Origin of the sequence: Cognatilysobacter lacus (assembly GCF_008274655.1) — a bacterium.
GTDB classification, from domain to species: Bacteria; Pseudomonadota; Gammaproteobacteria; order Xanthomonadales; family Xanthomonadaceae; genus Cognatilysobacter; species Cognatilysobacter lacus.
In genome coordinates, this window is sequence record NZ_VTRV01000097.1 from 1 (window position 1) to 10,129 (window position 10,129).

The following is a 10,129-nucleotide window of genomic DNA, read 5'->3' on the forward strand; positions in this document are numbered from 1 at the left end:
CGCGTTTCCGGCGGGCTGGGCCCTGATCGAGCACCGGGTCCACGGCCGCACCCTGTTCGACTGTGGCTACGGCGCCCCGGCGCGGGATGCCATGCGCCGCGGCCTGCGTCGCGTCTACCGTGCGGTGGTCGGGGCCTGCTGCCCGCCGCACGGCGATGCAGCCGCGCTGCTTGCGGCACGTGGCATCGAACCCGGCAGCATCGGTCGCGTCGTGATCAGCCATTTCCATCCCGACCATATCGGCGGGCTGGCCGCGTTCAGCGCAGCGCGCTTCACCGCGCATTCCGACGCGTGGCGTTGCGTACAGCGCGGACCGATCAGCCGGATGCATGCGCAGATCTGGACGGAACTGCTGCCAGCGGATTTCGCCGGGCGTCTCGATCTGGTCGACGCCAACGGCTTCGCGACGGCGCCCGCCGAGCTCGCCGCGTTCCAGCGAAGCTTCGATCTCTTCGGCGACGGCAGCGTCCAGCTTGTGGAGCTGCCCGGCCATGCGTCGGGCCAGCTCGGCGTTGCGCTGCAAACCGGCGGCGCGCGCACGCTCCTCGTCGCCGATGCCTGCTGGCAGTCGGACCAGCTGGGCCGCCCCCGCAGACTGCCGTGGCTCGCACGCACGCTGGCCACGCACGACCATGCCGGTTACGCCGACACGCTCGAACGCATCCGCCGCTTCCAGCGCGACAACCCGGACGCGTGGGTGATTCCCGCGCACTGCTCGAAGACCCTCGACGCATGGTCGGCGCGCCACCCGCACAGTGTCTTGCGCGTCGGCTGACGACGCGCGCAAGTCGCCTGCGGGTCCGGCCTACCAGATCTGTACGCGATCCTCGGGCGCGCGCCACATCGGCTGCCCGGGCTTCACGTTGAAGGCCTGGTAGAAGTCCGGGATGTTCGACAGGGGCCCGAGCACGCGCCACTTCGCGGGCGCGTGGACGTCCGACAGCAGGCGCTGGCGTAGCCGCTCCTCGCGCTGCTGGGACATCCACCCGAGCGCGTAGCCGAGGAAATACCGCTGCGTCGGCGTGAGCCCGCCGATCGGCCTGCCCTGCTTGTACTGCTGCGTCTTCTGGAATGCCTCGAGGCCCAGCAACAGCCCGCCGTAGTCGGCGATGTTCTCGCCCAGGCTCGCCTGGCCGTTGATGTGCAAGCCGGGCAAAGGCTCGTACGCGTTGAACTCGTTCACCATCTTCTTGGCCGCCGCGTTGAAACGGTCGGCATCCTGCGCCGTCCACCAGCCGGACAGGTTGCCCTTCGCGTCGAACTGACGGCCCTCGTCATCGAAGCCGTGGGTGATTTCGTGGCCGATGGTGCTCGCGGCTACATAGCCGTACGCGACGGCGTCGTCGACCTTCGCATCCGGGACGCCGGGCACCATGAAGATCGCGGCCGGCAGCACGATCTCGTTGTTCGACGGGTTGTAGTAGGCGTTGTACGTCTGCGGCGTCATGTCCCATTCGGTGCGATCGACCGGCTTGCCGAACTTCGCAAGGTTGTCCTCGAACTGCCAGCGCTGCGCGCTCATCACGTTCGCCGCGTACGAGTCGCGACCCACTACCAGCGTCGAGTAGTCCTTCCACTTGTCCGGGTAACCGACCTTCGGCGTGATCGCTGCAAGCTTCACGAGTGCCTTGGCTTTTGTATCGCCCCCCATCCAGTCGAGTCGTTCGATGCGCGCACGGAAGGTATCGCGGATGGATTCGACCATTGCCTCGTAACGCCGCTTCGACGCTTTCGGGAAATAGTTGCTGACGAAGATGCGGCCCAGCACCATGCCCATCGCGTCGTTTTCTTCGTCGAGCGTGCGCTTCCACCGCGGACGCTGTTCCTGCTGGCCCGCCATGGCGCGGTGGTGGAAGTCGAAATATTCATTGTCGAAGGCGGTCGACAGATACGGCGCGTAGCTGTCGACTAGGTGATAGCGCAGGTAGTCCTGCAGTACCGGCACCGGTGTCTCACGCAGCAGCCTGTCCTGCGCGGCGAAGAACTCGGGCTGGCCGACGACGACGTAGGCCGGCTGCAGCTTCCACGCCGCGAGGTGCGCGGCCCAGTCGATGCCGGGCGTGTACTTCGCAGTGAGGTCGGCGGGAACGATCTTGTTGTAGTTCTTCTCGGGGTCGCGCAGGTCCGCGAGCTTGCGCGACGCCTGCGCAAGCGCGGTCTCGAACGCCATCACCTGCAGAGCCGATGTTCTTGCAGCGGCGGGATCGCGCCCCAGCAGCTCGAAGCTGCGCGCAATATGCGTGACATATGCGGCGCGCAACTTGGCAACGCCGGGCTCGGCGTTGAAGTAGAAGTCGCGCTCGGGAAGGCCGAGCCCGCCCTGGTGCAACTGCACCGCCATGGTCGAGCTGTCCTTGCTGTCCTGCCCGACGCTGACGTGGAACAGCGCGTCGACGCCGATCGGCTTGAACGCAAACACCGTGTCGAGCACGTCCTGTTCGGAGCGGATCGCATCGATGCGCGCAAGCTCGGCGTCGAGCGGGTGCACGCCCAGACGGTCGGCCTTGGCCGCATCCATCCCGGTCGCCCAGAAATCACCGATCTTCTGCTGGTCCGTGCCCGCCTTCCCGTGGGCCTTCGCGGCGGCCTCGCTGATGGTGCGAAGGCGCGCGTAGAGCTCGTCGTCGACCTCGTTGCCGATGCCCCAGCTCGACTCGGATTTCGGGATCGGGTGCGCCTTGAGCCAGCCGCCGTTGGCGTACTGGAAGAAGTCGACGCCCGGGTCTACCGACGTGTCGAGGTGGGCAGCAAGGAAGTCCTTCGGCTTGCCCGGACTGGCCACGACTGCCACGGAAGAAACGAGGCATGCGGCAAAAAGCACGGTTCGAGCGAACGAGGTTGCGCGACCCATCGGAACTCCGAGGCGGGAATGAAGCGCGCACTGTGCCCGCTGGCGGCCCTGCCGCCAAGCGCCGAAGGTCCCGGGCGCCGCACGTCGCCGGCTTCGTTCATCAGCTGGACAAACGGAGTTCAGTTGGCGCCCTCGGCGCGGGCGGGGGATTGGCAGGTTCGGCGCGTGCTCGGCGCCTGTCCCCCCACAGAGCGCGTAACGAAAAAGGCCACGCAAGCGCGGCCTTTTCGATCACATGATCGCGGTGGCCGATTGCCGCCGCGAATGTCTCGGCAACTCAGCGGCGCGGCGAGTGCATCCGACCCAGCACCAGCGCCATCGCCATGCCGCCCAGCGACTTCACCAGCACCGGGTGCTGCGCATAGAACTGGCTCATCTGGCCGACGATGCCCGGGTTTCCCTGCTGCGCCTGCTGCGCGATCTGCTGGACCTGGTCCGGCGAAACCTGCGCCGCCTGCTGCGGATTCGGATTGGTGCCGATCTGCTGCACCACCGGGTGCGACGCACCGCCAAGGCCGCCCAACAGGGTGCCGAGGATGCCGCTCTTCTGCTGGTCATTCGCGTGGCCGAACAACTGGCCGACCATCTGCGCGAACGGCGGCGTCTGGTCCGAGTTGAACGCGTCCTGCAGCCCCTGGCTTAACGCCTCGGGCGGCGCCGACTGGGCGATCTGCTGGAACTGCTCGCGCGCCTCGTGCGGCACAGGCTCGTTGCCGCTGTTGGAGAGTTGCTGCAACAGGCCGTCGATGTTCGTGTTCATGGTGAGTCCTTGTGTGCCGTCAGGCGTAACCGGCGCAGGATTGAACCTGCGCTGTGCAGGGGATGCGAATGACCGCTTCGCACCCCACGCAGCCTCAAGCGGCTTTGGCGCAGCGCATATCGAAACGGTCGAGTTCCATCACCTTCGTCCACGCCGCGACGAAATCCCTGACGAAGTGCGCCTCGCCGTCCGACGCGGCATAGACCTCCGACAGCGCGCGAAGCTGCGCGTTCGAGCCGAAGATCAGGTCGGCGATGGTCGCGGTCCAGCGCAACTCGCCGGTTGCACGGTCGCGGCCTTCGAACACGCCGGGCTGCGTCTCCGACTTCCGCCACGCGGTGCGCATGTCGAGCAGGTTGCGGAAGAAGTCGGGCGTCAGCGCGCCCGGGCGGTCGGTGAACACGCCATGCGACGCATGACCCGTGTTGGCATCCAGGGCGCGCATGCCGCCCACCAATGCCGTCATTTCGGGCGCGGTGAGCATCAGCAGGTTCGCGCGATCGACCAGCGCGGCGGCGACGGTGTCCTCCGCGCCGCGTCGCACGTAGTTGCGGAAGCCATCGGCGACGGGTTCCAGCACACGGAACGAGTCGATGTCGGTCTGCTCCTGCGTCGCATCGGTGCGGCCCGGCGTGAATGGAACGGCGATGTCGTGTCCGGCAGCCCGTGCCGCGGCTTCGACCGCGGCGACACCGCCCAGCACGATCAGGTCGGCCATCGATATGCGCTTTCCGCCGCTCTGCCCGGCATCGAAGCCGCGCTGGATCTGCTCGAGCGCCGCGAGCACGCGTGCGAGTTCGGCGGGCTCGTTCGCCTCGAAATCCTTCTGCGGCGCCAGCCGGATGCGCGCGCCGTTGGCTCCGCCGCGCAGGTCGCTGCCGCGGAACGTCGACGCCGATGCCCACGCGGTCTTGACCAACTGCGGAATCGCGAGCCCGGAAGCGAGCAGCTTGGATTTCAGCGCCTCGATATCGGCCCGGTCGACGAGCGCGTGGTCGCTCGCGGGAATCGGGTCCTGCCAGATGAGGTCTTCCGCCGGCACGAGCGGCCCCAGGTAACGCGCCTTCGGCCCCATGTCGCGATGCGTGAGTTTGAACCACGCGCGCGCGAAGGCGTCGGCGAACTTCTGCGGGTTGGCCATGAAATCGCGCGAGATGCGTTCATAGGCGGGATCGAATCGCAGCGCCAGGTCGGCCGTGGTCATCATCGGCTGGTGGACCCGTCCAGCGATGTGCGCGTCGGGCACGTTGCGGCCGGCGTCGCCGACGGGCTTCCACTGGTGCGCGCCCGCGGGGCTGGTGGTGAGTTCCCATTCGAAGCCGAACAGCGTTTCGAAGTAGCTCATGTCCCACTGTGTCGGTGTCGGCGTCCACGCGCCTTCGATGCCGCTGGTGATCGCATGCGGGCCGACTCCGCTCTCGTAGGCGTTCTTCCAGCCGAAGCCGAGCTCCTCGATGTTCGAGTTTTCGGGCTCGTGCGAGACGTGGTGCGCAGGCGCCGCGCCATGGCATTTGCCGAAGGTATGACCGCCCGCGACGAGCGCCACCGTCTCTTCGTCGTTCATCGCCATGCGGCCGAACGTTTCGCGGATGTCGCGCGCGGAACCGAGCGGATCGGGCTTGCCGTTTGGCCCTTCCGGGTTCACGTAGATCAGGCCCATCTGCACCGCCGCCAGCGGGTTGGCGAGTTCACGTTCGCCGCTGTAGCGCTCGTCGCCGAGCCACGTGGATTCCGGGCCCCAGTCGATCGGCAACGGCTCCCAGATGTCTTCGCGCCCGCCGCCGAAGCCGAACGTCCTGAAGCCCATTGATTCCAGTGCGACGTTGCCGGCGAGGATCATCAGGTCGGCCCATGACAGCTGCTTGCCGTACTTCTGCTTGATCGGCCAGAGCAGCCGGCGCGCCTTGTCGAGGTTGCCGTTGTCCGGCCAGCTGTTGAGCGGCGCGAAACGCTGCTCGCCGGAGCGCGCGCCGCCGCGGCCGTCGAAGATTCGGTACGTTCCCGCCGAATGCCAGGCCATGCGAATGAAGAATGGACCGTAATGGCCATAGTCGGCGGGCCACCAGCTCTGCGAATCGGTCATCAGTGCGTGCAGGTCGCCGATGACCGCGTCGAGGTCGAGCTTGCCGAACGCGGCGCGATAGTCGAAGTCCTCGACGTTCGGATCGCCGAGCTTCGAGTGCTGGTGCAGCATCCCGAGGTTCAACTGATCAGGCCACCAGTGCGCATTGGTGCGCGACTGTTTCGGCTTCGCGACATTCGCGATGGGACACTGGGATTCGGCGTTCATGCGTGTCTTGCTCCTGGATGCCTGCGAGGCGTGGCGTGCGTCGTTCGACGAGCGGCCGTGGGCCCGGCGGTCGATGCAGCGAACGTAACCCGGCAATCCGGTTTTCAGAAATCGAACGTTCTCATCGGCTCGATAGGAGCCGGCTATCGCGGGTCACTCACCGCCGGAAACGACGAAAGGCCCGGCATTGCCGGGCCCCCCTTGCTCGCATCGCAGCTTCAAGCGCGATGCGCTGTCGTCGATCAGGGCATCAGCACGGTGTCGACCACATGGATCACGCCGTTGCTCTGGTAGACGTCCGCCGTCGTCACGACCGAGGTGTTGCCGTGCGCGTCGACGATCACCACGTCGTTGCCGCGCATGCGCGCGGTCAGCATGCCGCCCTGGGCCGTGGTCAACATCGCGCTGCCACCGCCAGCGCGGATGCGACGGCCGAGTTCCGCCGCATCGATCCGACCGGGCACCACGTGGTAGGTCAGCACCGACGTGAGCATCGGCTTGTTCTGCGCCATCAGCAGCGTGTCGACCGTACCGGCAGGCAGCTTCGCGAACGCGGCGTCAGTGGGCGCGAAAACAGTGAACGGGCCCGCGCTCTTCAGCGTATCCACCAAGCCTGCAGCCTTGACCGCGGCAACGAGCGTCGTGTGGTCGGCCGAGTTGACCGCGTTCTCGATGATGTCGCGGCTGCGCAGCATCGCGGCGCCGCCGACCATGGGGTTCGATGCGCCGGCCTGCATGTCGGCCGATGCCATCGAGTCACGGGCGTTCATGCTGCCCATCGAGCATGCGGCGAGCGAAAGCGACACGGCCGAGGCGAGCGCGAAGGAAATGATTCGAGTCTTCATTGGAGTCTCCGAGGGAAGGGGTGCGACGGCGTGACGGCGCGTGTGGCGCCGGTATCGCCTTGCAACTCCCCATACGCGGCTACGCCGGCGTCGGATGCAGCACGAATACGTGGGGCCGCTGCAATGGCGGGCTTCATCGTGCCGCTCGCCGACTGCACGGCCGTGCCGCGGTAGCTCACCCTTTCCCTTCGTGGCGCTACGTCGACCGCGCGTGCAGGCGAGCCCGACAGCGTGACGGCCCGTTTATCCACGCCACGTATGCTGCAGTGCAGCAGACACCTTTAGCGGAATCCCAATGAAGCCTCTCACCAAGATCTTCGGCCTCGGCAAGCGAGCGCAATCGTCGAATGCGCCCGCTTCAAACGTGGCCGACCAGATCGCGCAGGCGCTGTCGGCGGCGGGCCTCGACCATTCGGGCGCAGGCGGTGCGATCCGCGCGACCATCGACCGTGCGCTCGCGTCTGCGGGCCTGCAGGCTCCGCGCGACGCCGCGGAGTTCATCGATGCCGAGCCCGCGAACGAGGTATTGCCCGACGCCGGCGACGTCGCCACCGGGCGCGTCACGTCACGCGGGCAATTCCTGCATGGGACGTTCGGCAACGCCCACGGGCGCCGCGATTACCGGCTGTACCTGCCGCTTGGCTACGACCCGGACGGTGCACCGGTGCCGCTGATCCTCATGCTGCACGGTTGCACGCAGACCGCGGAGGACTTTGCGATCGGCACGCGCATGAACGCGCTTGCGGATCGCCACGGCTTTCTCGTTGCGTATCCGCAGCAGGTCGGCAAGGCCAACCACGCGAAGTGCTGGAACTGGTTCCGCCCTGAAGACCAGCGCGCAACCGCCGGCGAGCCGTCGGTGCTCGCGGGGATCGTGAGCCAGGTGGCGCTCGAATATCGCGTGGATACGTTGCGCATCTTCGTTGCCGGTCTCTCGGCGGGCGCGGCGATGGCGGTGATCCTGGGCCGCACGCGACCCGATCTGGTGCGCGCCATTGGCGTGCATTCGGGCCTGCCGTATGCCAGCGCGCACGACATGCCTTCGGCGTTTGCGACGATGCAGGGGCGAGGCGCGACCGCAGGCGAAGCCATTCAAGCGGCGCAAAGGATCCCGACGATCCTCTTCCACGGCGATGCGGACCGCACCGTCGCGCACGCCAACGCCGATGCCATCGCGGCCCAGTCATTGCAGGCAGGCTTGAACGTCACCAGCGAGAGCGGCCGCTCGACCGGCGGGCAGTCCTATACGCGGCAGACAGCGAGCGACGATGCCGGCGTGCGGCGCTTCGAACGCTGGACTGTCCATGGCGCCGGCCACGCGTGGAGCGGTGGCGACCCCGCGGGCTCGTATACCGATGCGGCCGGGCCGGATGCCTCGGCCGCGATGGTGGCGTTCTTCCTGCAGCAGGGTTGACGCACGCGCACGCCGCCATGCGCGGTGTTTCCGCGCGGCAGCGTCCTCGGGGCGTTGCCTTGCGGAGCGGCAGCGATCCGCGTGGTTCGTCCTCCGCGACGGCTGCGGGTGGCGTTACGCCGCCGTGCCCGGCTCCGGATTATCGCGACGCCGCAAAGCCCGGCACCGGCCGCGTGCGTGCCGGGATGCAGCTCATGTAGTCGATGTTGCTGCTCGTGCCGCAAGTTCGCGATGCACGTGCAGCATTGCTTCGACGCTGCGGTCGACGTCCTCTTCGGTCGTCGCCCAGTTGGATACCGAGATGCGCATCGCGGCCATGCCATGCCACGTGGTGCCGCTCGCCCAGCACGTGCCCTCCTGCTGCACGCCACTCACCACCGAGCGAGTCCTTTCGTCGTCCTCGCCGAAACGCACCAGCACCTGGTTCAACACCACGTCGTTCAAAACGCGCACGCCCGGCGCCGCGCCCAGCCGTGCGGCGAACCGGCGCGCATGCGCGCAGCAGCGTTCGACCATGTCGGCGACGCCGTCGCGCCCGAGCGTCCTCAGCGCCGCGTACACCGGAATGCCGCGAGCGCGTCGCGAAAACTCGGGCACCCAGTCGACCGCGTCGCGCTCGGCGCCTCGCGTCTGCACCAGGTAAGCGGCCGAAACGGTCATCGCCGCGCGGTGATCCTCCGCATTGCGCACGATCGCAACGCCGCTGTCGTACGGCACGTTGAGCCATTTGTGCGCGTCGGTGGCCCATGAATCCGCCAGGTCGATCCCGTCAGCCAGCGGACGCGTACCTGCGGCCGCGCGCGCCCACAGCCCGAATGCGCCATCGACATGCACCCAGGCGCCCCGCTCGCGCGCCGCTTGGATGATTCCACGCAGCGGATCGAACGCGCCGGTGTTCACGTTGCCCGCCTGTGCGCAGACGATGACGGGGCCGTCGAGCGATGCCACGACGTCGCGCAGGTGCTCGAGCCGCATGCGGCCCTGCTCATCGGATTCAACGCGCACCAGCGAGCGCGTGCCCATGCCGAGATATCGCAGTGCGACGTCCACAGTCACGTGTGCTTCGGCGGACGCGACGACGTGGATCCGCGGCGCACCCATGAGGCCGTCCGCCTCGACATCCCAGCCGACGCGTCGCAGCACGCCGTGTCGCGCGGCGGCCAGGCACGTGAAATGCGCCATCTGGCAGCCGGTGACGAAACCGACGCCGCTCTCGCGCGGCAGGTCCAACAGCTCGAGCAACCAGCGCGCGGCGATTTCCTCGACCGCGGCAGCCAGCGGCGAGATGACGTGGATGCCGGCGTTCTGGTCCCACGTGGACACCAGCCAGTCGCTGGCCAACGCCACCGGCAGCGTGCCCCCGATGACGAATCCGAAATAGCGGGGCGCCGCGCACGCCTGCGCGCCGCGCGGGGCGCTGGCGGCCAGCAGGTCCAGCACCGCTTCGCCGGGCTCCCCGGCGTCGCGAAGCGGCGCATCGAGCGCCACCATCATCTCTTCGCGTCCGGCGCGCGCACCGACGAAGCGCTCCGGCAATGCGTCGATGAAATGCGCCGCGTGCGATTGCGCTCGCGCAAGCAGCGGCTGGAAATCGTCGAAGTCCATGCGACACCTCCGCGTCCGCGGGCCGGGAACGACCCGTACGGATTATGCCGCCGCACCTGCGGACCGCGCGCGTGCGACGCTGAGCAGCCTGCTCGACCGCATCGACCAGGCGAACGGCGCGCGCCGTGCCGAGGGGCTGCCCGCCACGTCGATCCACGACGGGGACACACTCGCAGAAGCGAACGGCAAGCTCGTCATCGCGCTGCTCGGCTGCCACGACGACGTCGCGTTGGCCACGCGCGCGGCCGAGGCCTTTGCACGCATGGCCCACACCGACGCAGTGACGGGCGGGGTCACGGCTGCAAGCTCGCGCCGCTCCGCTTTCCCAGGCTCCGTGCACCATCCGAACGGCGGCGCCAACTTG

The 10,129-nt window shown here is 67.9% G+C and carries 8 protein-coding genes; 3 read left to right on the forward strand and 5 right to left on the reverse strand.

Going from position 1 to position 10,129, the window contains the following annotated elements; genetic code table 11:
* A partial coding sequence (locus FW784_RS09400; protein ID WP_149353090.1) for an MBL fold metallo-hydrolase occupies positions 1–775 on the forward strand: 775 nt, incomplete at its 5' end.
* A gap of 30 nt (positions 776–805) precedes the next feature.
* Here the strand turns inward: FW784_RS09400 and FW784_RS09405 are convergent.
* The 4 genes from FW784_RS09405 to FW784_RS09420 all read right to left on the reverse strand — a co-directional run bounded on the left by FW784_RS09405 (position 806) and on the right by FW784_RS09420 (position 6,746).
* Positions 806–2,791, reverse strand: a complete 1,986-nt coding sequence (locus FW784_RS09405; RefSeq protein ID WP_235893637.1) for a M13 family metallopeptidase — start codon at positions 2,789–2,791, stop codon at positions 806–808.
* 337 nt (positions 2,792–3,128) lie between these two features.
* Positions 3,129–3,611: a hypothetical protein gene (locus tag FW784_RS09410; RefSeq protein WP_205123592.1), complete on the reverse strand. Its 483-nt coding sequence runs from the start codon at positions 3,609–3,611 to the stop codon at positions 3,129–3,131.
* Between the two features lie 94 nt (positions 3,612–3,705).
* A complete protein-coding gene (gene katG / locus FW784_RS09415; RefSeq protein ID WP_149353092.1) occupies positions 3,706–5,901 on the reverse strand; it encodes a catalase/peroxidase HPI in 2,196 nt (731 codons plus the stop codon).
* A gap of 242 nt (positions 5,902–6,143) precedes the next feature.
* A complete protein-coding gene (locus tag FW784_RS09420) occupies positions 6,144–6,746 on the reverse strand; it encodes a fasciclin domain-containing protein (RefSeq protein WP_149353093.1) in 603 nt (200 codons plus the stop codon).
* A 295-nt stretch (positions 6,747–7,041) separates the two neighbouring features.
* Between FW784_RS09420 and FW784_RS09425 the strand changes: the two genes are divergently transcribed.
* Positions 7,042–8,160, forward strand: coding sequence for an extracellular catalytic domain type 1 short-chain-length polyhydroxyalkanoate depolymerase (locus tag FW784_RS09425; RefSeq protein ID WP_149353094.1), 1,119 nt, complete (start codon positions 7,042–7,044; stop codon positions 8,158–8,160).
* Between the two features lie 192 nt (positions 8,161–8,352).
* On the opposite strand, the gene FW784_RS09430 is transcribed toward FW784_RS09425, so the two are convergent.
* Positions 8,353–9,765 carry a pyridoxal phosphate-dependent decarboxylase family protein gene (locus FW784_RS09430; RefSeq protein ID WP_149353095.1) on the reverse strand — a complete coding sequence of 471 codons (1,413 nt, stop codon included), beginning with the start codon at positions 9,763–9,765 and terminating at the stop codon, positions 8,353–8,355.
* Between FW784_RS09430 and FW784_RS09435 the strand changes: the two genes are divergently transcribed.
* The coding region (locus FW784_RS09435) for a hypothetical protein (RefSeq protein ID WP_149353096.1) at positions 9,764–10,129 on the forward strand (366 nt) is incomplete at its 3' end. The two genes, FW784_RS09430 and FW784_RS09435, sit on opposite strands and share 2 nt — an antisense overlap.

Coding starts and splice junctions, on each gene's coding strand:
- FW784_RS09410 (WP_205123592.1), bottom strand. CDS start 3,611: ATGAACACGAACATCGACGGCCTGTTGCAGCAACTCTCCAACAGCGGC.
- katG (WP_149353092.1), bottom strand. CDS start 5,901: ATGAACGCCGAATCCCAGTGTCCCATCGCGAATGTCGCGAAGCCGAAA.
- FW784_RS09420 (WP_149353093.1), bottom strand. CDS start 6,746: ATGAAGACTCGAATCATTTCCTTCGCGCTCGCCTCGGCCGTGTCGCTT.
- FW784_RS09425 (WP_149353094.1), top strand. CDS start 7,042: ATGAAGCCTCTCACCAAGATCTTCGGCCTCGGCAAGCGAGCGCAATCG.
- FW784_RS09430 (WP_149353095.1), bottom strand. CDS start 9,765: ATGGACTTCGACGATTTCCAGCCGCTGCTTGCGCGAGCGCAATCGCAC.